The sequence below is a fragment of the Ruegeria sp. AH3 genome, from assembly GCF_056536265.1.
Genome location: NZ_JBQFJL010000001.1, coordinates 864979 through 888789, shown reverse-complemented (window position 1 = coordinate 888789; position 23811 = coordinate 864979). Strand labels below are relative to the sequence as shown.

At 60.8% G+C, this 23811-nt stretch carries 26 protein-coding genes; 12 read left to right on the top strand and 14 right to left on the bottom strand.

What is annotated here, in order from left to right:
• Window positions 1-61 precede the first annotated feature (61 nt).
• From lptG to rsmA, 5 genes are all read left to right on the top strand, one after another.
• A complete protein-coding gene (gene lptG, locus ACR3EM_RS04390; protein WP_480469593.1) occupies window positions 62-1162 on the top strand; it encodes an LPS export ABC transporter permease LptG in 1101 nt (366 codons plus the stop codon).
• Window positions 1162-3321 (top strand): LPS-assembly protein LptD, encoded by a 2160-nt coding sequence (locus tag ACR3EM_RS04385; RefSeq protein ID WP_480469592.1) that lies wholly within the window; start codon window positions 1162-1164, stop codon window positions 3319-3321. The genes lptG and ACR3EM_RS04385 overlap by 1 nt, the downstream gene beginning before the upstream one ends.
• Window positions 3312-4556 carry a peptidylprolyl isomerase gene (locus ACR3EM_RS04380; protein WP_480469591.1) on the top strand — a complete coding sequence of 415 codons (1245 nt, stop codon included), beginning with the start codon at window positions 3312-3314 and terminating at the stop codon, window positions 4554-4556. The genes ACR3EM_RS04385 and ACR3EM_RS04380 overlap by 10 nt, the downstream gene beginning before the upstream one ends.
• Window positions 4553-5518, top strand: a complete 966-nt coding sequence (gene pdxA / locus ACR3EM_RS04375) for a 4-hydroxythreonine-4-phosphate dehydrogenase PdxA (protein ID WP_480469590.1) — start codon at window positions 4553-4555, stop codon at window positions 5516-5518. Before ACR3EM_RS04380 ends, pdxA begins: the two co-directional genes overlap by 4 nt.
• Before the next feature lie 81 nt (window positions 5519-5599).
• Window positions 5600-6442: a 16S rRNA (adenine(1518)-N(6)/adenine(1519)-N(6))-dimethyltransferase RsmA gene (rsmA, locus tag ACR3EM_RS04370; protein WP_480469589.1), complete on the top strand. Its 843-nt coding sequence runs from the start codon at window positions 5600-5602 to the stop codon at window positions 6440-6442.
• A gap of 58 nt (window positions 6443-6500) precedes the next feature.
• On the opposite strand, the gene ACR3EM_RS04365 is transcribed toward rsmA, so the two are convergent.
• The 3 genes from ACR3EM_RS04365 to prfA all read right to left on the bottom strand — a co-directional run bounded on the left by ACR3EM_RS04365 (window position 6501) and on the right by prfA (window position 9217).
• Window positions 6501-7079 carry a DUF4167 domain-containing protein gene (locus tag ACR3EM_RS04365; protein ID WP_480469588.1) on the bottom strand — a complete coding sequence of 193 codons (579 nt, stop codon included), beginning with the start codon at window positions 7077-7079 and terminating at the stop codon, window positions 6501-6503.
• Window positions 7080-7319: 240 nt separating this feature from the next.
• Window positions 7320-8165 (bottom strand): peptide chain release factor N(5)-glutamine methyltransferase, encoded by an 846-nt coding sequence (prmC, locus tag ACR3EM_RS04360; protein ID WP_480469587.1) that lies wholly within the window; start codon window positions 8163-8165, stop codon window positions 7320-7322.
• Window positions 8162-9217 carry a peptide chain release factor 1 gene (gene prfA, locus ACR3EM_RS04355; protein WP_480471891.1) on the bottom strand — a complete coding sequence of 352 codons (1056 nt, stop codon included), beginning with the start codon at window positions 9215-9217 and terminating at the stop codon, window positions 8162-8164. Before prfA ends, prmC begins: the two co-directional genes overlap by 4 nt.
• Before the next feature lie 62 nt (window positions 9218-9279).
• Here prfA and ACR3EM_RS04350 point away from each other — a divergent pair, with 62 nt between their 5' ends.
• The gene (locus ACR3EM_RS04350; protein ID WP_480469586.1) at window positions 9280-9582 is read left to right on the top strand and encodes a hypothetical protein; all 303 of its coding nucleotides are present in this window, start codon (window positions 9280-9282) and stop codon (window positions 9580-9582) included.
• Here the strand turns inward: ACR3EM_RS04350 and ACR3EM_RS04345 are convergent.
• The 4 genes from ACR3EM_RS04345 to ACR3EM_RS04330 all read right to left on the bottom strand — a co-directional run bounded on the left by ACR3EM_RS04345 (window position 9508) and on the right by ACR3EM_RS04330 (window position 13115).
• Window positions 9508-9909 (bottom strand): DUF1499 domain-containing protein, encoded by a 402-nt coding sequence (locus tag ACR3EM_RS04345; protein ID WP_480469585.1) that lies wholly within the window; start codon window positions 9907-9909, stop codon window positions 9508-9510. The two genes, ACR3EM_RS04350 and ACR3EM_RS04345, sit on opposite strands and share 75 nt — an antisense overlap.
• A 66-nt stretch (window positions 9910-9975) precedes the next feature.
• On the bottom strand, window positions 9976-10911 hold the full coding sequence (speB, locus tag ACR3EM_RS04340) for an agmatinase (RefSeq protein WP_480469584.1): 936 nt from the start codon (window positions 10909-10911) through the stop codon (window positions 9976-9978).
• A 59-nt stretch (window positions 10912-10970) separates the two neighbouring features.
• On the bottom strand, window positions 10971-11939 hold the full coding sequence (speB, locus tag ACR3EM_RS04335) for an agmatinase (protein ID WP_480469583.1): 969 nt from the start codon (window positions 11937-11939) through the stop codon (window positions 10971-10973).
• Window positions 11940-11951: 12 nt separating this feature from the next.
• Complete coding sequence (locus ACR3EM_RS04330) at window positions 11952-13115, bottom strand: M20 aminoacylase family protein (protein WP_480469582.1); 1164 nt, start codon at window positions 13113-13115, stop codon at window positions 11952-11954.
• Between the two features lie 66 nt (window positions 13116-13181).
• Here ACR3EM_RS04330 and mazG point away from each other — a divergent pair, with 66 nt between their 5' ends.
• From mazG to ACR3EM_RS04315, 3 genes are all read left to right on the top strand, one after another.
• Window positions 13182-14039: a nucleoside triphosphate pyrophosphohydrolase gene (gene mazG / locus ACR3EM_RS04325; RefSeq protein WP_480469581.1), complete on the top strand. Its 858-nt coding sequence runs from the start codon at window positions 13182-13184 to the stop codon at window positions 14037-14039.
• A gap of 63 nt (window positions 14040-14102) precedes the next feature.
• Window positions 14103-15041, top strand: coding sequence for a nucleoside hydrolase (locus ACR3EM_RS04320; RefSeq protein ID WP_480469580.1), 939 nt, complete (start codon window positions 14103-14105; stop codon window positions 15039-15041).
• Window positions 15038-15487, top strand: coding sequence for an N-acetyltransferase family protein (locus ACR3EM_RS04315; RefSeq protein WP_480469579.1), 450 nt, complete (start codon window positions 15038-15040; stop codon window positions 15485-15487). Before ACR3EM_RS04320 ends, ACR3EM_RS04315 begins: the two co-directional genes overlap by 4 nt.
• Here ACR3EM_RS04315 and ACR3EM_RS04310 read toward each other — a convergent pair.
• The 6 genes from ACR3EM_RS04310 to ACR3EM_RS04285 all read right to left on the bottom strand — a co-directional run bounded on the left by ACR3EM_RS04310 (window position 15484) and on the right by ACR3EM_RS04285 (window position 19820).
• On the bottom strand, window positions 15484-15651 hold the full coding sequence (locus tag ACR3EM_RS04310; protein WP_480469578.1) for a hypothetical protein: 168 nt from the start codon (window positions 15649-15651) through the stop codon (window positions 15484-15486). The two genes, ACR3EM_RS04315 and ACR3EM_RS04310, sit on opposite strands and share 4 nt — an antisense overlap.
• 102 nt (window positions 15652-15753) lie before the next feature.
• Window positions 15754-16071, bottom strand: coding sequence for a hypothetical protein (locus tag ACR3EM_RS04305; protein ID WP_480469577.1), 318 nt, complete (start codon window positions 16069-16071; stop codon window positions 15754-15756).
• Between the two features lie 135 nt (window positions 16072-16206).
• Complete coding sequence (eno, locus tag ACR3EM_RS04300; protein ID WP_480469576.1) at window positions 16207-17484, bottom strand: phosphopyruvate hydratase; 1278 nt, start codon at window positions 17482-17484, stop codon at window positions 16207-16209.
• Window positions 17485-17621: 137 nt separating this feature from the next.
• Window positions 17622-18500 (bottom strand): DMT family transporter, encoded by an 879-nt coding sequence (locus tag ACR3EM_RS04295; RefSeq protein WP_480469575.1) that lies wholly within the window; start codon window positions 18498-18500, stop codon window positions 17622-17624.
• Between the two features lie 136 nt (window positions 18501-18636).
• Window positions 18637-19050, bottom strand: coding sequence for a Fur family transcriptional regulator (locus tag ACR3EM_RS04290; RefSeq protein ID WP_480469574.1), 414 nt, complete (start codon window positions 19048-19050; stop codon window positions 18637-18639).
• A gap of 71 nt (window positions 19051-19121) precedes the next feature.
• Window positions 19122-19820 (bottom strand): endonuclease/exonuclease/phosphatase family protein, encoded by a 699-nt coding sequence (locus ACR3EM_RS04285; protein WP_480469573.1) that lies wholly within the window; start codon window positions 19818-19820, stop codon window positions 19122-19124.
• Between the two features lie 187 nt (window positions 19821-20007).
• On the opposite strand from ACR3EM_RS04285, the gene ACR3EM_RS04280 reads away from it, so the two are divergent.
• A complete protein-coding gene (locus tag ACR3EM_RS04280) occupies window positions 20008-20895 on the top strand; it encodes a DMT family transporter (protein ID WP_480469572.1) in 888 nt (295 codons plus the stop codon).
• 7 nt (window positions 20896-20902) lie between these two features.
• Here the strand turns inward: ACR3EM_RS04280 and ACR3EM_RS04275 are convergent, their stop codons facing one another.
• Complete coding sequence (locus ACR3EM_RS04275) at window positions 20903-22321, bottom strand: protein adenylyltransferase SelO (protein WP_480469571.1); 1419 nt, start codon at window positions 22319-22321, stop codon at window positions 20903-20905.
• Between the two features lie 87 nt (window positions 22322-22408).
• Between ACR3EM_RS04275 and ACR3EM_RS04270 the strand changes: the two genes are divergently transcribed.
• Together ACR3EM_RS04270 and ACR3EM_RS04265 are read left to right on the top strand one after the other, a co-directional pair.
• Window positions 22409-22828 carry a cupin domain-containing protein gene (locus tag ACR3EM_RS04270; protein ID WP_480469570.1) on the top strand — a complete coding sequence of 140 codons (420 nt, stop codon included), beginning with the start codon at window positions 22409-22411 and terminating at the stop codon, window positions 22826-22828.
• 4 nt (window positions 22829-22832) lie between these two features.
• Window positions 22833-23723, top strand: a complete 891-nt coding sequence (locus ACR3EM_RS04265; protein ID WP_480469569.1) for a fatty acid desaturase — start codon at window positions 22833-22835, stop codon at window positions 23721-23723.
• Window positions 23724-23811 lie beyond the last annotated feature (88 nt).

The following is a 23811-nucleotide window of genomic DNA, read 5'->3' as shown; positions in this document are numbered from 1 at the left end:
CGCGCATCAATCCAGTGCGGCGCGCGATTCTCCAGTGCCGCAATCGGGCGGAGATGCCTGCGTGATCCTCGACCGTTATTTTGCCCGACGTTTCATCCAGAGCTTTCTGGTGATCGGCGGAATCTTTCTGACCCTGATGATCCTGATCGACCTGATCGAGCAGGTGCGCCGCTTTGACGGGGTCGGATTGTCCTTCGGGCAGCTTTTGCGATTGACCCTGCTGAACACCCCCACAGCCATCAGTGAGATGCTGCCGCTGTTGATGATCCTTGCGACGATTGCATTGTTCGTGGGCCTCGCCCGCAGCTCGGAACTGGTGGTGACACGCGCCATCGGGCGCTCGGGCATCCGGGCGCTGCTGGCTCCGGTCCTGCTGGCGCTGACCATTGGCGCGCTTGCTGTTTCATTACTCAATCCAATCGCTGCAGCAACATCCGAGGAATACCAGCGCCTGTCAGATGATTTTCGAAACAACGGCAGTTCGACCCTGTCCATCAGCCGCGATGGGCTGTGGCTGCGTCAGGGCTCGGCCAGCGGTCAGTCAGTCATCCATGCGCTTGGCACGGTCAATGGCGACAGGTTTGCACTGCGTGACGTGACAATCACGACATTCTCGTCTCAGGGCAAACCCACCGAACAAATCGCCGCCAAGCGTGCTGAACTGGAAAACGGCCACTGGGCACTGCATGAGGTCAAGGTCTGGACACTAGCAGACGACCTCAACCCAGAGACCAACGCGATCACACATGAGGTGCTGAATTTGCCGACCACGCTCACCCGTGACCGTATCCTGGATACTCTGGGGCAACAGGATTCAGTCTCGGTCTACGACCTGCCACAGTTGATTCGTGATCTGCGCGAGGCCGGTTTTTCAACCAAGCAATACGAGGTCTGGCTGCAGGTCCAATTGGCGCGCCCGCTATTTCTGGTCTCGATGGTCCTGATTGGCGCGGCCTTTACCATGCGCCATGTGCGTTTTGGCGGCACTGGCATTGCGGTGCTGACTGCCGTGCTGCTGGGCTTTGGCATCTATTTCATCCGCAATTTCGCTCAAATTCTGGGTGAAAACGGACAGTTGCCCATCTTTGTCGCCGCCTGGGCCCCGCCCTTTGCCGGGATCCTGTTGTCGCTGGGCTTGTTGCTGCATGCGGAGGACGGCTGATGCGTGCCCTGCTTCCCCTGCTGCTATCCAGCGCGCTGATCCTGACACTGCCCATTGCAACCAGTGCACAGAGCGACGATACCGCCCCAACAACCGACGCAGGCGGTCAAGACCAGCCCGCGCTGCTGGTAGCCGATCAGATCTTCATCACCCCCGACCGCAAACTGGTTGCCGAGGGCAATGTGGAAGCCTTTCAGGGCGACGTGAAGCTGACCGCCCAAAGCATTACCTACGACCGCGAGACCGGAGAGCTGACCCTGACGGGCCCGATCCGCATCGATCAGGGCGGCCAATCCACGCTGCTGGCTGATTCCGCGCAACTGGACAGCGGCATTCAGAACGGTCTGCTGACCGGCGCGCGAATGGTGTTTGATCAGCAGGTTCAGATCGCTTCGGTGCAGGCAACCCGTGCCGCTGGACGCTATACGCAGTTCAGCAAGGTGGCAGCCACCTCGTGCCATGTCTGTGCCAATGGAAAACCGCCGCTCTGGCAAATCCGCGCCCGCAAAGTGACCCATGATCAGGTCGAACGGCAGCTTTATTTCGAGGGTGCCCAATTCCGTGTCCTGGATGTGCCGGTATTCTATTTCCCGTTCCTGCGCCTGCCCGACCCGACCCTGGACCGCGCCACCGGGTTTCTTGTGCCGTCGATCCGCACGACCTCGCAGCTCGGAACCGGATTGCAGGTACCTTATTTCTTCAAGCTTGGCGATCATAAGGACCTGACGGTCACCCCATATGTGTCGTCCAAAACCCGCACACTGGGGCTGCGTTATCGGCAGGCGTTCAAAAACGGCCGAATCCGTCTGCGCGGCGCCTACACCCGGGATGACATCCAACCCAATCAGGATCGCGGCTATTTCTTCGCGGATGGCTATTTCAACCTGCAGAACAGCTATCGCCTGACTTTCGACATCAAAACCACCTCGGATGATGCCTATCTGGCCGATTACGGCCTGCCCGATTTCGACCGTCTGCGCAGCGAGATTGCCCTGGAACGGATCAAACGGGACACCGCGTTCCGCACCAGCTTCATCCACTATGAAACCCTCCGTGACAGCGAAGAGCAGGATGAGATCCCCTCGCGCATTTTCGACATCGACTTCCGCAAGCGCTATTTCCCCAAAGCCATTGGGGGTGAAGTCGCGTTGGCCTTTATCGGGCATACCCATACCCGCACCAGCGATGAGGACATTGTCGGGCGCGACGTCGCCCGCGCGACATTCGATGCCGAATGGTTGCGCAGCTGGACCTTTGCCACAGGTCTGCGCGCCGACGCCCAGCTGGGTGCCGCGATCGATACGTTCAACATCCGCAACGACAGCAGTTTTCCCAATGATGTAACCCGCGCCACACCGCGCGCGGCCTTCACCCTGCGCTATCCCATGCAACGGCGCGAGCAAAGCGGAGCCACCCAGATACTGGAGCCCATCGCTCAGATCGGCTGGACTGATGTCTCGGACACGGATGTCCCGAATGACGAAAGCACGTTTCAGGAATTTGATCAGGGCAACCTTCTGTCGCTTTCCCGCTTTCCAGCCGAAGACCGGCGCGAGGACGGGACCACTGCGGTCATCGGCGTGAACTGGGCGCGGTACGCGGCCGATGGCTGGCACGCGCTGGCGACCATCGGACAGGTCTTCCGCGCCGATGCCGACCCGGATTTCACCCTGACCTCGGGCCTGCAAGGTACCAAATCGGACCTGCTGCTGGCAGGGCAGCTGAACAATGGCCGGGGCCTGACCCTTGCGGCACGCGGATTGCTGAACAGCGATTTCAGCTTCACCAAGGCCGAGCTCCGCGCCGCCTGGACCAAGGGTGACACATCGCTGAGCGGCGGCTATGTCTGGCTTGAACCCGATCCGGCCGAGCTCAATAATGATGAAATTTCGGAACTGAGGGTTGCCGGGCGCTATCGGATCGACCAAAACTGGCTGACACGTGCGAGTGCGCGATATGATATCAGCGAATCCGAACCACTCCGTCTGGGCTTCGGGCTGACCTACAGTAACGAATGTGTGCAAGTTAATATGACCGTCAACAGGCGCTTTACCTCGACATCAAGTATTGAGCCTTCGACAGAATTCGGCTTTACCGTAGCCCTGACAGGGTACTCCGTCGAAGGCGAAGGCAAGAAGTTCAAGAAAAGATGCAGCTGATCTCAGGTTTCACCACAATTCTCCGCTCTGGCTGGCGCGCCGCCTTCTTTGCCGTCGCATTGGGTGGCATGACGGCACCGCAGGCTTTCAGTCAAAGCCTGTTCTCACCCGCCATCCGCGTCAATCAGGACATCGTGACCTGGTACGAACTGCAGCAACGCCAGCAATTCCTTGAATTGCTCGGTGCCCCCGGCAGTTCCGAGGACGAGGTGCGCGAAGCGATGATTCAGGACCGTCTGCGCAAACAAGCGATGCGCGAGGTCGGAATTCAGGTCGCCCCCGAAGACGTCCAGACCGGAATCGATGAACTCGCCGCTCGGGGCAATCTTGGCAGCGAAGATTTTCTGAGATTGCTCAACGAAGCTGGCGTCTCGCGCGAGACCGTGCGCGATTTCGTCGCCGATCAGCTGTCGTGGCGCGAATATGTCAGCGCGCGCTACCTGTCGCAATCGCGCCCCACCGAAGACGAGATCAACCGCGCCCTCGGGCAAGGTGGCGGTGGCGGCCTTCAGGTTCTGCTATCCGAAATCATCATCCCGGTCACCCCGCAGACGCTGGCACAAGCCGAAGCACTGGCCGATGAGATTTCCCAGCTCACGGATCAGGAAAGTTTCTCGTCAGCCGCTATTCAATATTCCGCTGCCGCCACGCGCGAAGAAGGCGGGCGGCTCGACTGGTTGTCGCTCAGCAATCTGCCTCCCGCGCTGCAACCGGTTATCCTTGGTCTGAAAAACGGAGAGATCACGCAACCCCTGTCGCTCAGCAATGCCGTCGCCCTGTTCCAGATGCGCGGTATCCGCGAGGTTGCCCCCGGCACCCCGAACTATTCCGAGATCGACTACGCCGCCTATTACCTCGCAGGAGGTCGCAGCGCCGAAACACTGGCAGACGCCGCTAAGCTGCGCGAAGAAATCGACACCTGCGATGACCTCTATGGCCTTGCCAAGGATCAACCTGCCGAGGTGCTGGATCGCGTCACCGCCAAACCTTCCGAGATCCCGCGGGATATCGCGCTGGAATTGGCCAAGCTGGACCCGAACGAGGTGTCGACTACGCTGACGCGCAATAACGGTCAGACCCTAGTGTTCCTGATGCTGTGCAACCGCACCCGCAATCTGGGCGAAGAGACCACCCGCGCCGATGTCGCCAACGCATTGACCCAGCAGCGCCTGCAGGCCTTTGCCGATAGTCTGTTGCAACAACTCCGGGCTGACGCCGTCATCATCGAGCAATGACGGCCCCCATCGCCCTCAGCTGCGGTGATCCCGCCGGAATTGGCCCCGAGATCGCAGCCAAGGCATGGAAGGCGCTACGCGACAATTGCCCGTTCTTTTACATCGGAGACGCCGCGCACCTGCCACAGGACACCCCTATTGCCCGGATAGCCGATCCGTCTGAGGCGCGCGCGGCCAGCGCATCCGCCCTGCCTGTTCTGCAACTGGATTTTCCCGCCCCCAACCGGCCCGGCCATCCCGGCCCGGCCAATGCGCCTTCGGTCATCGATGCCATTGAACAGGGCGTTGCGCTGGTCCAGTCGGGCGCGGCCTCTGCCTTGTGCACCGCACCGATCAACAAAAAGGCCCTGATCGACGGAGCCGGTTTCGCCTATCCGGGCCATACCGAGTTCCTCGCCGCTCTGGCCGGCCGCAAACGCGTTGTGATGATGTTGGCCAGCGATCAGCTGCGCGTCGTCCCGGCCACCATTCACATCCCGCTATCGCAAGTTCCATCGGCGCTCACGCCCGACCTGCTGCGCGACACGATCGAGATCACAGCCCACAGCCTGCAAACCCAATTCGGCATCCCGACCCCCCGGATCGCGATTGCCGGCCTGAACCCGCATGCAGGCGAAGGCGGCAAGATGGGAACCGAGGAGATGGACTGGATCGCGACCCTGTTGTCCGACCTGAGCATCGAAAACACCACACTCAACGGCCCGCACCCGGCGGACACCCTGTTCCATGCCGCCGCACGCGCCAATTATGACGCAGCAATCTGCATGTACCACGATCAGGCCCTGATCCCGATCAAAACGCTGGATTTCGACAAAGGCGTGAACGTCACGCTGGGCCTGCCCTTCATCCGCACGTCTCCCGATCACGGCACGGCACTGGACATCGCCGGTCAGAACATCGCCGCCCCCACCAGCCTGATCGAAGCGCTAAGGCTCGCCCAATCCATGGCCAACACCCGCTAATGCTTCATCTGGCCAAAAATATCCCCGCCGGAGGCCAAATTTCTCTGGCGCTCCGCCTCCAACCCACGCAACGGTGAAGCCATGAGCGCCATCGACTCCCTTCCCCCATTGCGTGAGGTCATCGCGACGCACCAGCTCTCAGCCCGCAAATCGCTGGGCCAGAACTTCCTGCTCGACCTCAACCTGACCGCCAAGATCGCACGGCAGGCCGGGGATCTGACACAATGCGATGTCCTCGAAATCGGCCCCGGCCCCGGTGGCCTGACCCGGGGGTTGCTCTCCGAAGGGGCCCGCAAGGTCGTGGCGGTGGAAAAAGACACACGCTGTATCGCCGCCCTAAACGATATCGCCGCCGCCTATCCGGGCCAGCTAGAGGTGATCAATGGCGATGCGCTTGAAATCGACCCGCTGGCCCATCTGACACCGCCCATTCGCGTGGCCGCCAACCTACCCTATAATGTCGGGACCGAGCTTCTGGTCCGTTGGCTCACCCCGCCACAATGGCCGCCCTTCTGGCAAAGCCTGACGCTGATGTTCCAACGCGAAGTGGCCGAACGCATCGTCGCCCAACCCGGCGGCAAAGCCTATGGCCGTCTCGCCATCCTCGCCCAATGGCGGGCCGAAGCGCGCATCGCCATGTCGCTGCCGCCCGGGGCCTTCACACCACCACCAAAGGTCTCCAGCGCCGTGGTCCACCTGACCGCGCTGTCCGAGCCCCGCTATCCGGCGGACGCCGCCACTCTGTCCCGTGTCGTGGCCGCCGCCTTCAATCGGCGCCGCAAGATGCTGCGCGCCTCGCTGAAAGGCGTGGCACCTGACATCGAGGACCGCCTTCTTGCCGCAGGCATCCAGCCCACGGAACGCGCCGAACAGGTCCCGCTAGAGGCGTTCTGCGCCCTGGCCCGCGAAGTTCAGAAAAACTGACACCAAGAAAAAAGCCCCGGGTCGAAACCTCGGGGCTTTGTCTCTTCTGAGGCTGGTCTTACTCAGCCGCTTCGGGCGTATCGCCATCTGTCTTGGGCTCAGCTTCAGCCTCTGCCGCAGGCGCAGGTTTCGGCTTGCGCGCGCGGGGCTTGCGAGCGGGCTTTTCCTTTTTCTCAGGTGCCTCCGCCCCTTTGTTCTCAGGCGTTTCGACTAGCCCGCTTTCGGGTGTGGCCTCGGGCGCGCTGAAATCCATCACATCAGGCTGCGGAGCCTCTGCCGGATCGGCCTGACGGGCCGCCTCGCGTTCCTGACGCTCAGCACGTTCGCGATCACGCTCAGCCTGCCGTTCACGGTTCTGGCGTTCCTGCTCTTCGCGGCGGGCTTCAATCTCGCGCTGCGCCTCGCTCAACATGCGCAGATAATGCTCGGCGTGCTGCTGAAAGTTCTCGGCGGCCACACGGTCATTGGACAGCTGCGCATCGCGCGCCAGCTGGTTGTACTTATCAATGATCTGCTGCGGGGTGCCACGCACTTTGCCCTCAGGACCCGAGCTGTCAAAAACCCGGTTTACGACGTTGCCGCCAGAAGGACGATTGCGGTTGTTCTTGGCCCGCGAACGGGATTTGGAAGATCTCATCTTACTTTACGTCAGCCTTATAAACTCACTGTCGATCAACCCGTATCTAACGCTGCTCGGTGGCTTGTGCCTTAACGCGTCATCGACTTTTTGGGCTTGGCGTCAGGGGCGCGCTGAAACAGCGTCAACCTCGCCGACTAATCCTGAGTAAACATGTCCTGCGCATTCAGACAAGGGCTTTGTCCGATATTTCGCAGCTTTTTTACATCAATCGGCACATTTCAGCCTCAGCCAAGCCGATTACTGCGGCATTCTGGCGCCGACAACGCGATCCCGACCGTCCAGATCAGGGATTATGCGCGTCTCCACCAACCCCGCCGCATCGAACAAAGCCGCGACATAGTTGCCCTGCGTCGGCCCGATCTCGACCAGCAACCGCCCACCCGGCATCAGAAAATCCGGTGCCGAGGCGGCGATCCGGCGATACGCCCCCAACCCGTCCCCTTCATCGGTCAGGGCCATGCGCGGTTCATGCTCGCGCACCTCGGGCGACAGATCATCCATTTCCTCAACGGAAATATAGGGCGGATTTGAAACAATAAGTTCAAATTGCCCCTCAATGTTCTCAAACCAATCGGATTGCCGAATCTCCACCCGTGGCTGCACCTGATGCTGCACGGCGTTGGCGCTGGCCTGCAGGCAGGCAGATTCGCTTAGGTCCACGCCCAGCCCCATGGCGCTGCTTCGCTCTGCCAACAAGGTGATCAGGATACATCCCGAACCCACACCCAGATCCAGCACATGGTCAAACGGCTCACTCAGCGCCGCCTCGATCAAAGCCTCGGTTTCGGGGCGCGGGTCAAGCACATCACGGCTCACCCGGAACCGGCGGCCATAGAACTCACGCTCACCCAGCAGGTGCGACACTGGCACACGGATGGCCCGCAGCGAAATCAGCTGGTCATAGCGTTCCGCAATATCGACAGGCAGTTCCTCGGGCGCGATCAGAGTCACCCGGCTGGCCTCGATCCGCGCCGCATGGGCCAGCAGCACCCGCGCGTCCCGCGCCGGATCAGGCACGCCTGCGGCCCGCAAACGCGCAGTGGCGGCCACCATGGCCTGAGCTGCCGTCAGCGCCGCAATCATTGCGCCATCTCGGCCAGCAGCCGCGCCTGATCATCTGCGGTCAGCGCGTCGATCACCTCATCCAGATCGCCCTGCATCACCTGATCCAGCTTATAGAGCGTCAGGTTGATGCGGTGGTCCGTCATGCGGCCCTGAGGGAAATTATAAGTCCTGATCCGCTCCGACCGGTCGCCCGAACCCACCTGACTGGCGCGATCTGCAGAACGCTCACTGTCGATGCGTTGGCGCTCCAGATCATAAAGCCGCGTCTTCAACACCTGCATCGCAATCTCACGGTTGCGATGCTGGGATTTCTCGGAACTTGTCACCACAAGCCCGGTGGGCAGGTGCGTGATCCGCACCGCCGAGTCGGTGGTGTTGACGTGCTGCCCCCCGGCGCCCGAGCTACGCATCGTGTCGATCCGGATGTCGTTAGCATCAATCTGGATGTCCACATCTTCAGCCTCGGGCAGAACCGCCACCGTCGCCGCAGAGGTATGAATGCGCCCGCCGCTTTCCGTCTCTGGCACCCGCTGCACCCGATGCACACCGGATTCGTATTTCATCCGCGCAAAGACGTTGTCACCCTTGATATGGGCCACGACCTCTTTGATCCCACCCAGATCAGAGGCCTGTTCCTCGATTATCTCAAACTTCCAGCCCCGCGCTTCGGCATAGCGCTGATACATGCGCAGCAGGTCTCCGGCGAACAGCGCAGCCTCATCCCCACCCGTACCGGGCCGAATCTCCAGCATCGCCGGGCGCGCATCAGCGGCATCCTTGGGCAACAATGCCAGTTGCAGCGCATGTTCCGCCTCGGGGATACGTGCCTGCAGCTCGGGGATTTCTTCTTCCGCCAGCTCTTTCATGTCCGGGTCAGCCAACATCGCCTCGGCCTCGGTCAGATCACTGACCAGTTGCCGCCACGCCATAATCTGATCAACGACTGGCTTAAGATCCGAATATTCCTTGGCCAAAGCCGCAATATCCCCGCCCGAGGCACCATCCGCCATGGCCGCTTCGAGGTACTGGAATCGCTGGGTGATCTGTTCAAGACGTTCTTCGGGGATCATCCGGGCGGTGTCTCTCATCCGGGGGCGTTGGTCAAGGCCCTGCCTTGTGCTAGGTTTGGTGTATGAGACGACTGATCCTGGCCCTAACCCTCTGTTCAAGCCCTGCAATGGCCGATTACGTCGGCCCCGATGGCAAGACCCGCGATTGCTATTGCACCGATAAATCCGGCAGCCGCATCGAGCTGGGCGAGATGATCTGCCTACAGGTCGACGGCCGCATGTTCATGGCCCAATGCCAGATGTCGCTGAACGTGCCCATGTGGCGCGAGGTGCAAGAGGGGTGCTTGTCGTCAGGGTTGCAGCAAAGCAAGCCAGTGGGTGACCCGCTGTCGATTGACGCCGAAATCTTTCCGACCAAATCTTGAGCGCGCATAGATGCGCAGCTTATCCCCGTCATGCTGCACGGTCGTGTAGTCGGGAAACCCGAATACCCTGGAACGGATGACATAGGTTATCATTCCCTCTTCGATCGAACCTGCCAGCACCGTCGTGCGCGGCGTCGAGCGGGCAATATGATCGAGTTGCTCCAGCCCTCCCGGGGCTGCCTCAACGACCCGCACTACGCCGTTCCTAAAATCTCGATCCACGCCTTCGGGGGCAACATGCCAGCGCGTTGGGTCAGACGGCGCAAGACGAACATATGCGCCCATCGCAATGCCCACCGAAATCAACAGCCAAAGCACCATTTTCATCTGCCCTTCGATCCCTTTGCGCAAAGCCTACCCAGTCCGAGGGCGACCAACACCCCTATCGTGGCGTCACCCCGGCAGGATGCACAGCAGCTCGAACAGAAGGTTCGCCGCAGTCAACGCGGTATTGCCTGACGGATCATAGGGAGGAGATACCTCTACCAGATCACAGCCCACCACGTTCATACCCGCCAGCGCATGGATCAGCTGCAGCGCCTGTGGCGTGGTCAGACCCGCAATCTCGGGCGTACCGGTTCCCGGTGCAAAAGCCGGGTCGAGGCTGTCGATGTCATAGGTGATATAAACCGGATGATCGTCGACCGTCTTGCGGATCAGTGAGCCGATCTCGGTCAGGTTCTGCTGCCATAGCTCCCATGCCGGGTATTGGCGGAACCCCCAACCTTGCGCCTCGGTAAAGTCGCTGGCCGCGTAGCCCGAGCCGCGAATGCCGATCTGGAAGGTCTTGTCGGGCACGATCAACCCTTCCTCATAGGCGCGACGGAAGACTGTTCCGTGGGTTTCTTTCTCGCCAAACATCTCGTCATTCACGTCCGCATGAGCGTCCACATGCACCAAAGCCACTGGCCCGTGCTTGGCTGCCATTGCCCGCAGAATCGGCAAGGTGATCGAGTGATCTCCGCCCATCGCCACCGGGATGACACCCTGCCCCAGTATACCGTCATAGCTGTCTTTGATGATCTTGAGACTGTCGGCCAGCGAGAACGTATTGATCGCCAGATCCCCGATATCTGCGATCTGCAGATGGTCAAACGGCGCCGCGCCATTGGCCATATTATAGGGCCGGATCATCGCGCTCTCGCTGCGGATCTGCTTGGGTCCAAACCGCGTGCCCGACCGCCACGAGGTGCCGATATCCATCGGAACGCCTAGCACAGCCACATCCAGCCCCTCCAGCGAAGACGCCTGCGGTAAGCGCATGAAGGTATTCGGGCCAGAAAACCGCGCCAGATCATTGCCGCCAATCGGTTGGTTGAATTCGGTCATATGATGTCTCCGATCCGGTGCCTCACCAAGCAGATACCGGGATTATGCCTAACCAAAGGTTAAGGCTTCACAAGCTTGTTCCACCCCAGCAGACAAATGATCTGCGTCGCCACATGCGCCCCCGCAATCGCCGTCGCACCAGAGGTGTCGAATGGCGGAGACACCTCGACCACATCGCCACCTTTGATATTGATCCCGGCAATGTCGCGCAGGATGATTTGCGCCTGGATCGAGGTCAGACCGCCCCAGACTGGCGTCCCGGTTCCGGGCGCAAAGGCCGGGTCCAGACCATCGATATCAAAGCTCAAGTAAACGGGGCTATCGCCCAGAATGTCTTTGATCTTCTGCGCAACGGCGGCGGGGCCGGATTCGTAAACCTCGCGCGCGTCGATGATGTTGACGCCCAGCGTATCCTCGTTGGTGGTGCGAATGCCCACCTGAACCGAGCGTTTCGGATCAACCAGCCCCGATTTCACCGCCTTGTAGAACATCGTGCCGTGGTCCACGCGGGACATGTCATCATCGGCCCAGGTATCCGTATGCGCATCGAATTGCAGCAGCGACATGGGCCCAAATTTCTCGGCATAGGCCTTGAGGATCGGGAAGCTGATATAGTGATCCCCGCCCAACGTGACCGAGGCCACATTTGCCGCCAAAATGGTACGTATGTGATCAGTCAGCGTGTCGGGAAAGGCCGGGATATTGGCATAGTCATAGGCCATATCCCCATAATCTACGATCGCCAGCTCGCTGAGTGCATCAAAGGGCCAGCCATAGGGCGCATCCGGCGACTGCAGTGAACTGGCCTCACGGATGGCACGCGGCCCCAGACGAGTACCGGGGCGGTTGGTCACCGCCTGATCGAAGGGCACTCCAGTCACCGCGATATCAACGCCCGCAAGGTCCTTGGTATAGAGCCGCCGCAGGAACGACGTGGCGCCGCCGAATGTGTTCTCATAGGACAGCCCCTTGAGATCGGGGTTGGTGAACGCCTCGTCCACCTGGTTCTTTGCGTCTTCCAGAGCCATGTCTATTCCTTATCAGCTCACGGGCTGCGCCGTTTCGACGAGCCGTGCGAAGAACGATGCCCCCACCGGCGCGATCTCATCATTGAAGTTGTATTTCGGATGATGCAGCCCCGCGCCCTCGCCCTGACCAAGGAACAGATATGCGCCCGGGCGCGCCTGCAGCATGTAGGAAAAATCCTCGGCCCCCATCTCGCGCCCCGCATTAGCCTTTACGCGTTCCGCGCCCGACACATCCCGCGCCACCTCTGCGGCGAATGCGGCCTTGTCTGCGTCATTGATCGTGGCGGGATAGCCCACCTGATAGTCCAGCGTCGCCTCAACCCCGTATGAGGCCGCCTGCCCCGCCACGATCTGTTCCATCCGTTCCATCACCATCTTCTGCACGGTCGGATCAAAGGTGCGCACGGTGCCGTTCAGATAAGCAGTATCGGGGATGACGTTGTTCACCGTTCCGGTGTGAATCTGCGTCACCGACACCACCAGATCGTCCAGCGCATAGTGGTTGCGGCTGACAATGGTCTGAATCGCCTGCGCCATTCCGCAAGCCGCCATCACCGGGTCTTTGGTTTCATGCGGCATGGCCCCGTGACCGCCGACGCCCTGGATGTGGATCTCGAACGTGTCCACTGCTGCCATCAGCGGCCCCGGCGTGGTTTCAAACAGGCCCTCGGGCCGGCCCGGCGTGTTATGGATGCCATAGACCTGAGAGATGTCGAACCGCTCCATGATGCCTTCTTCCACCATCACGCCCGCGCCACCGCCCTCTTCCTCGGCAGGCTGAAAGATCAGCGCAACCCGGCCCGCGAAGTTCCGCGTCTCGGCCAGATAGCGCGCCGCACCCAGCAACATCGTGGTGTGCCCGTCATGCCCGCATGCATGCATCATGCCGGGATTCTTCGAGGCATATTCGACACCGGTCTCTTCGGTAATCGGCAAAGCATCCATATCGGCGCGCAATCCGATGGTCGGGCCCTCACCCTGCCCATTGATGATCGCGACCATCCCGGTCTTGGCGATCCCCTCATGCAGCTCATCCACCCCGAACTCGCGCAGACGATCCGCCACAAATGCGGCGGTCTCATAACATTCGAACTCCAATTCGGGGATCGTGTGCAAGTGCTGGCGCCATTGGGCCATATCAGCGGCGTAATCGGCAATTCGGTTGACGACGGGCATCTGGGGTGGACTCCTGATCCTGACTGCGGGATGGATGCATCTGACACCGGAACGAAAGGGTTCGCAATGGCCGAAAATCCTCTGATCCACGACACGGACGCGGGTATCGAGCGTTTGCTGGAAATCATGCGCCGCCTGCGCGACCCGCAAACCGGCTGCCCGTGGGACATCGAACAGGATTTTTCCACCATCGCGCCCTACACGATTGAGGAAGCCTATGAGGTCGCCGACGCCATCGAACGCGAGGCCTACGACGAGCTGAAAGGAGAACTGGGCGACCTGCTGTTCCAATCCGTCTTCCACGCGCAAATGGCTGAAGAGGCTGGGCATTTCACCTTCCAAGACGTGGTGCGCACCATGTCGGACAAGATGGTTACCCGTCACCCACATGTCTTCGGTGATGAGTCCCGAGACAAGTCGGCGGATCAACAGACGCTGGATTGGGAAACCATCAAAGCCGCTGAACGCGCGGGCAAGGAACAGAAAGGGGCGCTGGACGGGGTTGCCGCCAACCTGCCCGCCCTGCTACGTGCCCACAAGCTGCAGAAACGCGCCGCCCGTGTCGGGTTCGACTGGCCCGATGCCAGCCATGTCCTCGCCAAGATCACCGAAGAGGCCGCCGAACTGGAAGAAGCGCGCGACAGCATGGATGCCGACGCGCTCGAGGATGAATTCGGCGATCTGCTGTTCGTGATCGTCAACCTCGGCCGGCACTTAGGCATCGAACCCGAGGCCGCCCTGCGCCGCACCAACGCCAAGTTCACCCGCCGTTTTGAGAAGGTCGAAGCGCGACTGGCCGAACGTGGCAGAACGCCTACGCAAAGCGACCTGGCCGAGATGGACGCGCTGTGGGATGAGGTGAAAATCGAAGAACACCGCGCCAACGGCAAACTCCCGCCGGTGGATGCTCCGGCGGACGTGTAAATCTGGTAGACAAGTCCCGCGACACTTGCGAGTGTCCGATCTTCACGCCCCCCGGAGACCACCATGCCCCGCAAGATCATCATCGACACCGATCCCGGTCAGGACGACGCAGTCGCCATTCTTCTGGCGCTGGCCAGCCCCGAAGAGATCGAGGTTCTGGGCATCACTGCCGTCGCTGGAAACGTGCCGCTGGAACTGACCGCCAAGAATGCGCGCATCGTCTGCGAACTGGCCGGCCATACCGATATACCTGTCTATGCCGGGTGCGACCGACCCCTGAAACGCCCGCTTGTCACGGCCGAACATGTTCACGGCAAAACCGGTCTCGACGGCCCTGTTCTGCCCGATCCCGAAATGCCTCTGGCCGAAGGCCATGCGGTCGATTTCATCATCGAAACTCTGCGCGCGCATGAGCCCGGCACAGTAACGCTCTGCCCGCTGGGGCCGCTGACCAACATCGCCACCGCTTTCCAGAAAGCCCCTGACATCATCGATCGGGTGCAGGAAATCGTGCTGATGGGCGGGGCCTATTTCGAGGTCGGTAACATCACTCCAGCGGCCGAATTCAACATCTACGTCGATCCGGAAGCCGCTGATATCGTGTTTAAATCTGGCATCCACATCGTGGTGATGCCGCTGGACGTCACCCATGATGCGCTGGTCACGCCCCATCGCAACGATGCGTTCCGGGCATTGGACAGCAAGGTTGGTCATGCGGTGGCCGAGATGACCGATTTCTTCGAGCGTTTCGACAAAGAAAAGTACGGGTCCGAAGGTGCGCCGCTGCACGATCCCTGCGTCACCGCCTATCTGATCCGCCCCGAGCTGTTCTCGGGTCGCCACATCAATGTTGAAATCGAAACCCAGTCAGAATTGACATTGGGTATGACAGTGGCCGACTGGTGGCGGGTCACCGACCGCGCACCAAACGCCATGTTCATGGGCGACGTGGACGCCCAGGGTTTCTTCGACCTGCTCACAGAAAGGCTGGCCCGTCTATGACCGCCGCACTCCGCCTCGCCCGCCCCGACGATCTGGACCGCCTGATGGCGCTGGTCGCGGCGTTTCATTCGGAATCCGGCATCGCGCAGGACGATGCGCATAGGCGCGACGCGCTGGCCCCGCTGTTGGACGGCATACCGCATGGGTGCGTGTATCTGATCGGGCCGGGCCGCGCGCCGCTGGGCTATGTTGTCCTCACCTTCGGCTGGTCGGTCGAGTTCGGCGGCATGGACGCCTTCGTGGACGAAATCTACATCCGCCCCGCCGTCCGTGGCCGCGGTATCGCAACCGAAGTGCTGCACGATCTCCCCAAAGCGCTGGCCGAGGCCGGGCTGACCGCCCTGCATCTTGAAGTCGACCGCACCAACGAGACCGCGCAGAAACTCTATCTGCGATCAGGCTTCAAACCGCGCGAACGCTATATGTTGATGAGCAAAACGCTTTAGCGCGACTCACCCCGGAAAATCAGCCCTGGATTGTACATTTCCTGTACCGGATCGTCCTGCGAGACCTCCGCGCCCGTGATCGGATAGGTTCCCGGCTCGGAACATGCGGCCAGAAATCCGGCAGAAACCAATGAAATCACAAGAAAAACCTTCGAAGCAGACATCTTGCCCCCCTTTCTGCAATGCAGGCAGACTACCGTGCCTTACCCCACGGCAATAGGAACAAGTTCACACATAATGATTTTTATGTAGGTATTATACGTCGTTCAGAGGCAGTTTTTCTTGAACGTCCGCTCCATGGTCTTGAACTGACGCTGCACGCGTTTGGGCTCAGGCAGCGCCTCCAACTGCGCGGTCACGTTCTCGCCAGTATACCAGGATTGGAACAAAAGCGCCTTGATATCATCGTCCAGAACCGTGTCGGCGACGTTATAGGTGCACAGGCATTCCTCCATCGTGATCTGCCCGCTGGGATCGCCCTCCACCATCTTCTGGCACACCGCTTCGGGCGGACGTTCGGCCAACGCGATCTGAGGCAGGATCAACAGCGCCGCTGCGCCAGTGATGTGTTTGAATGTGGTCATAAGACGTCCTCTCCCATCAGTCACGGCACTGTGACCTCTGATGCTCAGCTTAGACAGATCGAGGATTACGCAAAGAAAAAAATGGCCCCGGCGCGGAAGCCGGGGCCTGATCTGGTTCAAAAAGGTGCGGTGCGCTCAGCGCTTCAGGATCGACGCGCCCGCATATTCCGCGACCTCACCCAGCGATTCCTCGATACGGATCAGCTGGTTATACTTGGCCAACCGGTCCGACCGCGCCAGCGAGCCGGTTTTGATCTGACCGCAGTTCGTCGCCACGGCCAGATCGGCGATGGTGGCATCCTCGGTCTCGCCCGAGCGGTGCGACATCACGTTGGTATACCGCGCGCGGTGCGCCATATCGACGGCACGCAGCGTCTCGGTCAGCGATCCGATCTGGTTCACCTTGACCAGCATCGAGTTGGCGCATCCCCGGTCAATACCTTCGGCCAGACGCTCGGGGTTGGTCACAAACAGGTCGTCGCCAACCAGTTGCACCTCATTGCCAAGGGCGTCGGTCAGCGCTTTCCAGCCGTCCCAATCATCCTCGGACATGCCGTCTTCGATCGAGATGATCGGGTAGTCTGCAACCAGAGCCGCCAGATAAGCCGCGTTCTCTTCCGAGGTCAGGGTCTTGCCCTCACCCGACAGGACATACTTGCCGTCCTTGTAGTATTCGGTCGCCGCACAATCCAAGGCCAGGTGGATTTCTTCGCCCGGCTTGTAGCCCGCCTTTTCGATGGACTTCAGAATGAAATCCAACGCTTCGCGGGTCGATGCGATGTTGGGCGCAAATCCGCCCTCGTCACCCACACCGGTGGCCAGACCAGCCGCCGAAAGCTCTTTCTTCAGCGTGTGAAACACCTCGGACCCCATGCGCACAGCTTCGCGGATATTCGCAGCCGAGGTTGGCATGATCATGAATTCCTGAATGTCGATCGGGTTGTCCGCGTGCTCACCGCCGTTGATGATATTCATCATCGGCACCGGCAAAATGCGCGCCGAGGTGCCGCCGACATAGCGGTACAGAGGCTGCGTGGTGAAATCCGCTGCCGCCTTCGCGGTCGCCAGCGAGACGCCCAGAATGGCATTTGCGCCCAGACGACCCTTGTTCTCGGTGCCATCCAGCTCGATCATCGCTTGGTCGATAGCCACCTGCTCGGTTGCGTCAAAGCCCACCAGTTCCTCGGCGATCTCGCCGTTCACGGCAGCAACCGCTTCCAGCACGCCCTTGCCCATATAGCGCGCCTTGTCGCCGTCGCGCTTCTCGACCGCCTCATAGGCGCCGGTCGACGCACCCGAGGGCACAGCGGCGCGACCCATGGTGCCGTCTTCCAGAATCACATCAACCTCAACCGTCGGGTTGCCCCGGCTGTCCAGGATTTCGCGTGCGTGGATGTCGATGATGGTGCTCATGAGGCCCGTCCCTGTGGCTGCAATCAGTTGCACGCCTCATAACAGCAACCGGCGAAAAGTAAACCGGTCACGTTATCGCTAACACGTATATTTTCCTGCCTTTAGGGCTAACAGTTTTCTGTTTGCGCCAACACTGATCAGGCTGGAACCATCTCGCGCGCAAGACGGCGTTCGCGGACAAAGGTGTAAAGACCCGACCCGATGATCAACGTGGCCCCCGCCAGGGTCATCGCATCAGGCCGCTCGTTGAACATCAGCACACCCGCGATCATCGAGAACACAAGGCGCGTATAGCGGAACGGCATCATGGCCGAAGCCTCGCCCACCCGCATCGCCGCCACGATGCCGTAATAGCCCAACATGCTGAACACCACTGCGGCCAGATAAGGCCCGACCTGCGCCGCCTGGACCGGGGCATAGGACTGCCCGGTAGACAGCATCAACACAAGCCCGGCCAGTGTCGCGGCGATATAGGCTTGCATCGCAACAACGGTGGACGCGATCCGCGCATCCAGCCTGCGCGTGATCAGGTCGCGCGCGGCGATAAAGACGACGGTCGCAACGACCAGCAGCGTTTCCGGCTGGAACCCCTCTAGCCCCGGACGGATGATCATCAAAACACCGACAAAGCCGACACCAATCGCACTCCACCGCCGCCAGCCGACCTTTTCGCCCAGAAACAACGCAGCGCCCATGGTCACGACCAGCGGCAAGGCCTGAAACACCGCCGCAACCGTAGACAGATCGATCAACGACAGCGCGGTCACGAACAGCACCGCACCCACCCCCTCGGACGCGGCGCGGGCAATTGGCAAAAGCTTCCATGCAGCCGGATCGAAGATCCGTCTGCGCGTCGCCACTGACAACAACGCAAAGGCCAGGCCGCAGACAACGCCCAGCGCAATCAGGATTTGCCCGGTCGGCACAGTGACCGACAGGTACTTGATGAACATATCCTCGATCGCAAAGGCTGCCATCGATCCGACAAGCAGCAGGATGCCGTTTACGTTATTCATGCGCGTTTCCATCAGAGAGGGTTAGGAACCGTGGGGCCCTTGCCGCAGCAAAACCGGATTGACTGCGACCTCGCAAGTCGAATTGCGACCTGTTTGATGATTTCCCGTGTGTCGACCTATCGCATTTCGTGATGGGTCAGTCCTTGTCCAACGGTACCCCGTACAGCTCAAGCCGGTGGCCCTTCAGCCTGTAACCCAGCTTGGCCGCAATCTTTTCCTGCAAGGCCTCGATCTCGGGATCGACAAATTCGATCACTTCGCCCGACTGCATATCGATCAGATGATCATGGTGATCACGCTCGGCATCCTCATAGCGCGCGCGGCCATCGCCGAACTCCAAACGCTCCAGAATCCCGGCCTCTTCGAACAGCTTCACGGTGCGATAGACGGTGGCGATCGAGATCCCCGCATCCTCAGCCGAGGCACGGGCATAGAGCTCCTCGACATCCGGGTGATCTTCGCTCTGTTGCAATACCTGGGCAATGATCCGGCGCTGACCGGTCATGCGCAGGCCTTTGGCCTCGCAACGGGCGATAATCGTATCGGACATGGTGACCCCCGGAACTGTTCGGACTTCTGTCTTAATATGTCCGCGCGCGCTGCGCCACCGACGATTTTGCGCTAGGCCGCGCGGCGCAGGTCTGCCCAGACCGGCAAATGGTCCGAGGCGATATGCGCCGGTCGCGCGTCATGCACCCCGTGCAGAGTGGCCTCAAGCCCTTGCCCAAGCGCGATTCTGTCCAGCGCGCCCAATGGTTGCGCCGCAGGAAAGCTGGGCACCGGAGGTAGGAACTGCATGTCCGGGGCCAGATGATCCAACACGGGTTGGCGCGACCATTCGTTGAAATCTCCGGCCCAGACCGTGGGCATCTCGTCCAGATCAGAATCACATCGCCGGATATGGGTGATTTGCTGACGGCGCGACGCGGGCAACAACCCCAGATGCATCCCCATCACACGTAATGGGCCGATCTGCGTATCAAACTCCACCCGCACGGCCCCCCGGGGCTCCAGCCCCGGCAACTCATGATGCCCGGTCTGCCGAACCGTAATCGCATCCCCGCGCCAGATCACTGCGTTGCCATGCCAGCCCAGACTGCCCGCACCGCCCAGATCGACGATCTGCCAACCCGCCTCATCCAGCATGAAATGCGGCAGGGCGGCCGGGCGTGGAGGCAGCCTCTTGTCCGCCTCCTGCAGCACCACGATATCGGCTTGCATGCTGTCGATGACCTGCATAATCCGCTGCGGCTGCCGCCGGAAATCGAGGCCCAGGCATTTCTGGATATTGTAGCTCGCAAGGCGCAGGGTCTGGGTCATAAGTATCCGAAATCCGTTTGGGCCTTAGATTGCCATGAAACCCGGCAATCGCAAGTCGAAGCCGCAAAAACTGTCTTATGGCGCTCACCTGCATTCACCACCTTCGGCATTCTGCGCAAAAAGCTTGCACTCACCGTACACAGCTTTAATGCCTGATTATCTTGCGAGACAAAGGACCCGAGCCAACATGGTTTCCACCGAAGCCCCCGGACGCGATTTGACCAAGGCAAGCATCGTCCTCGTGATCGGAGGGATGATGTGGGGCCTCTACTGGATCCCCGTGCGGTTCTTTCTGGACCTCGGGCTCACCGGTCCGTGGCCGGGGATCGCGATGTACAGCGTTGCCTTACTGGGTCTGATCCCGCTGATCTGGCGCGAGCGTCGTCAATTGGCCCTGCAGTGGCGCGGGCTGCTGCTCAGCGGCGTGTTCACCGGTGCCGCATTCAGCCTTTACTCCATCAGCCTCGTCTATACCGATGTCGTGCGCTCAATCCTGCTGTTTTACCTGACACCGATCTGGAGCACACTTCTGGGGCTGCTCTTTCTCGGAGAACGCCTCAGCTGGCAGCGGTTTTTTGGCCTTGTCTTCGGTATGGTCGGTTTGTTCATCGTTCTGGGCGACAGTGGTATTGTGCCCTGGCCCAGCAATATCGGTGACTGGCTCGCCCTGGCTTCGGGTATCTGCTGGGCGCTGGGAACCATGGGTCTGTACCGGACCGTGCAAGTGTCGGCTTTCGGGCAGGTCTTCGCCTTTGTTCTGGGCGCCATAATCCTGTCTCTGATCAGCTTGGTGTTTCTGGAAGCACCCATGTTGCCTGCCATCGCGCCGGAAGACACCCTTTGGGTGCTGCAACTTGTCCTGCTGTCCGTGTTCTACACCCTGCCGATGGTCTACATGACCATCTGGCCTGCCACAAAACTCTCGCCCGGACGCGTCGGATTGCTGTTGATGAGCGAGGTCGTCGTCGGCCTCGCATCAGCAGCGGCGTTCGCGGGCGAACCCTTCGGATTGCGCGAATTGTTGGGCGCTGTGCTGATCGTCAGCGCCGCAGTGCTCGAAATCGTGCGGAAATAAATCTGGATCAGGTCCCGCAGAACGTGGCATGCACCACTTCGCTCTCAGCCGGTGGGCGTTTCAGGTCACTGGCTTCCGGTTGATCCTCATGAGGCCGCGACAACACATCATTCAGCCGTTGGAACGGGGCGTAATCCCCCTGCACCGCCGCCTGGATCATCTGCTCGACCCGGTGATTGCGGGGAATGAACGCCGGGTTCGCCGCAACCATCACCTCCGCCGGAGCCTCTTCGCGTTGCACCCGCACCTGCCACCCCTCGGCCCATTGATCATAAGCCGCCGGATCGGTGAACTGGTCTCGCGCGCGCTCCCCACCCAGCGCCCGGAATGTATTGGTGAAATCAGCGCTGTTCTGCGCCATCCGGGTCAGCAGGTCCGAGATCATCTCAAGATCGCCCTCTTCAGCCCGGGTAAGCCCGATCTTGGCCCGGAACCGCTGCAGCCAGTGCTCCTGCATCAGATCGGGCATGGCATGCACGATCTCGGTCGCCTCCTCGACAGCAGCCTCCTTATCCTCATACTGCTGGATCAATGCGGTCGCTAGCTGCGCCAGATTCCACACCGCAATCTCGGGCTGGTTGGAATAGGCATAGCGCCCCATCCGATCAATCGAGCTGTAGACCGTGTTCGGATGATAGCTGTCCATGAAGGCACACGGCCCATAATCGATGGTCTCACCCGCGATCGAGCAATTGTCCGTATTCATCACCCCGTGAATGAAGCCAACGTTCATCCACTGCGCTATCAACCGCGCCTGCGCATCGCGCACGGCGCGCAACAGACCCATCGGCCCTTCAGCCTCGGGATAGTGCCGCTTGATCGCATATTCCGTCAGCCGCTTCAGGCTCTCCAACTGCCCGCGCGCGGCAAAAACCTGAAACGTGCCCACCCGCAGATGGCTCTGCGCCACCCGCGTCAGAACCGCACCCGGCATCGGCCCCTCGCGCAGCACGATCTCTCCGGTCTCCACCGCAGCCAATGCCCGCGTGGTTGGAATGCCCAGCGCATGCATCGCCTCAGAGACCACATATTCCCGCAACACCGGCCCAAGCCAGGCCCGTCCGTCGCCCTGCCGCGAAAAAGGCGTGGGGCCAGACCCCTTCAGCTGAATATCGCGGCGGACACCGTCCTCACCGACCGTCTCCCCCAACAGCACGGCCCGGCCATCCCCCAGCTGAGGATTGTAGGACCCGAACTGATGCCCGGAATACAGCTGCGCCAGCGGCTGTGCCCCCTCGGGCACGGTGTTGCCCGCAAAGGCCTCCGCCATCTCCTCGACCTCGCCCGGCGAAATCCTCAGCAACCGCGCCAGATCAGCGTTGAATGCTACCAGTCGCGGCGCGCGCACCGGAACCGGAGCCTGCCGAGCATAAAACGCATCGGGCAGACGGGCATAGCTGTTGTCGAAAGGGATCGTCAGTGTCATGCGGCAAACATATGCTGTGCGGACGCAAATGCCATAGCGGATCGCACCCGCCCGTGCATAATCGCACCAACCCCACGAAGGATTGCCATGACCGCGCAAGACATCATCGACCGCCTCAAACTGCAACGCCACCCCGAGGGCGGCTGGTTCCGCGAAACCTGGCGCGCCGATAACGCAGGCCGCGCCACCGGCACCTGCATCTACTTCCTGCTGGCCGAGGGCGAAAGCAGCCACTGGCACCGCGTCGACGCGACCGAGATCTGGCTCTACCACGCAGGCGCCCCACTGATCCTGTCGCTCAGCGCATCCGATGACGGCCCCGCGATCGATCACCTGCTGACCCCGGACCTGACCCAAGGCGTACCGCAACTGATCGTGCCCCAGAACCACTGGCAAGCCGCCCGCAGCACCGGCGACTACACGCTGGTCAGTTGTACCGTCTCTCCGGGCTTCGAGTTCGACGGCTTCACCCTCGCCGCCCCTGATTTCGATATCATCAGAGGCTGACCGGATGGACCACCGCAGCCTCATAGCGACCCTGCCGCCCGAGGTGAAAACCCAGCTGCAACAGCGCTCCAACAGCGCAGGCCTGATCCACCTCGTGCTCTACCTCGTGGCTCTCGGTCTCACCTCAACCGGCATCCTGCTGCAGGTCCCTCTCTGGCCGCTCTTGCTTCTCCCACAAGGCATATTGCTGGTCTTCCTCTTCACCCTCAGCCACGAATGTACCCACAAAACACCGTTCCGCACGGGCTGGATCAACGACGTGGTCGGCCACGTGGTCTCAATCCTTATCGCGTTGCCCTTCACATGGTTCCGCTACTTCCACCTGGCCCACCACAAATGGACCAATCACCCCGACAAAGACCCTGAACTCGCGGGAAAACCCCGCCCGGACAATTGGCCGAGCCTGCTGATCTATCTCAGCAGTGGGCCCTACTGGTCAGGCATGGCGCACACGCTGATCCAAAATGCTCTGGGCCGTGTCAGCGCCCCCTACCTGCCGCCCCGCCAGCACCGCGCCATAAGGGTCGAAGCACGACTACTTCTCACCCTCTACCTCCTCGCCGCGCTCAGCCTGTTCTTCACACCGGTACTTTTCTGGCTCTGGCTCTTGCCCGTTCTGATCGGCCAGCCTTTCCTGCGCCTCTACCTGCTTGCAGAACACGGCCTCTGCCCGCCTGTGGCGAATATGCTGGAAAACTCCCGCACCACCTTCACCAACCGCCTGATCCGGTTCATCGCCTGGAATATGCCCTACCACGCAGAACACCACGCCTTCCCAAACGTACCGTTCCACCAACTGCCAGCCTTCCACAACTGGACCCAGGCCCACCTGAAAACCACCTCAGACGGATACGCAGAATTCTCGATAGACTACACCCGAACCCTTAGGCGCTAAAACGCGTGTTTCGATGCCTTGGTGCAACCTAAACACAAAGCAATAGATCCGCTCTTCATCTGGCCAAAAATATCCCGGGGGAGTCGCA

What these genes read in the sequence shown, in the direction of transcription:
- ACR3EM_RS04385 (WP_480469592.1), top strand. Translation starts at nt 1,162, where the DNA reads ATGCGTGCCCTGCTTCCCCTGCTGCTATCCAGCGCGCTGATCCTGACA.
- ACR3EM_RS04380 (WP_480469591.1), top strand. Translation starts at nt 3,312, where the DNA reads ATGCAGCTGATCTCAGGTTTCACCACAATTCTCCGCTCTGGCTGGCGC.
- pdxA (WP_480469590.1), top strand. Translation starts at nt 4,553, where the DNA reads ATGACGGCCCCCATCGCCCTCAGCTGCGGTGATCCCGCCGGAATTGGC.
- rsmA (WP_480469589.1), top strand. Translation starts at nt 5,600, where the DNA reads ATGAGCGCCATCGACTCCCTTCCCCCATTGCGTGAGGTCATCGCGACG.
- ACR3EM_RS04365 (WP_480469588.1), bottom strand. Translation starts at nt 7,079, where the DNA reads ATGAGATCTTCCAAATCCCGTTCGCGGGCCAAGAACAACCGCAATCGT.
- prmC (WP_480469587.1), bottom strand. Translation starts at nt 8,165, where the DNA reads ATGATTGCGGCGCTGACGGCAGCTCAGGCCATGGTGGCCGCCACTGCG.
- prfA (WP_480471891.1), bottom strand. Translation starts at nt 9,217, where the DNA reads ATGATCCCCGAAGAACGTCTTGAACAGATCACCCAGCGATTCCAGTAC.
- ACR3EM_RS04350 (WP_480469586.1), top strand. Translation starts at nt 9,280, where the DNA reads ATGAGACGACTGATCCTGGCCCTAACCCTCTGTTCAAGCCCTGCAATG.
- ACR3EM_RS04345 (WP_480469585.1), bottom strand. Translation starts at nt 9,909, where the DNA reads ATGAAAATGGTGCTTTGGCTGTTGATTTCGGTGGGCATTGCGATGGGC.
- speB (WP_480469584.1), bottom strand. Translation starts at nt 10,911, where the DNA reads ATGACCGAATTCAACCAACCGATTGGCGGCAATGATCTGGCGCGGTTT.
- speB (WP_480469583.1), bottom strand. Translation starts at nt 11,939, where the DNA reads ATGGCTCTGGAAGACGCAAAGAACCAGGTGGACGAGGCGTTCACCAAC.
- ACR3EM_RS04330 (WP_480469582.1), bottom strand. Translation starts at nt 13,115, where the DNA reads ATGCCCGTCGTCAACCGAATTGCCGATTACGCCGCTGATATGGCCCAA.
- mazG (WP_480469581.1), top strand. Translation starts at nt 13,182, where the DNA reads ATGGCCGAAAATCCTCTGATCCACGACACGGACGCGGGTATCGAGCGT.
- ACR3EM_RS04320 (WP_480469580.1), top strand. Translation starts at nt 14,103, where the DNA reads ATGCCCCGCAAGATCATCATCGACACCGATCCCGGTCAGGACGACGCA.
- ACR3EM_RS04315 (WP_480469579.1), top strand. Translation starts at nt 15,038, where the DNA reads ATGACCGCCGCACTCCGCCTCGCCCGCCCCGACGATCTGGACCGCCTG.
- ACR3EM_RS04310 (WP_480469578.1), bottom strand. Translation starts at nt 15,651, where the DNA reads ATGTCTGCTTCGAAGGTTTTTCTTGTGATTTCATTGGTTTCTGCCGGA.
- ACR3EM_RS04305 (WP_480469577.1), bottom strand. Translation starts at nt 16,071, where the DNA reads ATGACCACATTCAAACACATCACTGGCGCAGCGGCGCTGTTGATCCTG.
- eno (WP_480469576.1), bottom strand. Translation starts at nt 17,484, where the DNA reads ATGAGCACCATCATCGACATCCACGCACGCGAAATCCTGGACAGCCGG.
- ACR3EM_RS04295 (WP_480469575.1), bottom strand. Translation starts at nt 18,500, where the DNA reads ATGAATAACGTAAACGGCATCCTGCTGCTTGTCGGATCGATGGCAGCC.
- ACR3EM_RS04290 (WP_480469574.1), bottom strand. Translation starts at nt 19,050, where the DNA reads ATGTCCGATACGATTATCGCCCGTTGCGAGGCCAAAGGCCTGCGCATG.
- ACR3EM_RS04285 (WP_480469573.1), bottom strand. Translation starts at nt 19,820, where the DNA reads ATGACCCAGACCCTGCGCCTTGCGAGCTACAATATCCAGAAATGCCTG.
- ACR3EM_RS04280 (WP_480469572.1), top strand. Translation starts at nt 20,008, where the DNA reads ATGGTTTCCACCGAAGCCCCCGGACGCGATTTGACCAAGGCAAGCATC.
- ACR3EM_RS04275 (WP_480469571.1), bottom strand. Translation starts at nt 22,321, where the DNA reads ATGACACTGACGATCCCTTTCGACAACAGCTATGCCCGTCTGCCCGAT.
- ACR3EM_RS04270 (WP_480469570.1), top strand. Translation starts at nt 22,409, where the DNA reads ATGACCGCGCAAGACATCATCGACCGCCTCAAACTGCAACGCCACCCC.
- ACR3EM_RS04265 (WP_480469569.1), top strand. Translation starts at nt 22,833, where the DNA reads ATGGACCACCGCAGCCTCATAGCGACCCTGCCGCCCGAGGTGAAAACC.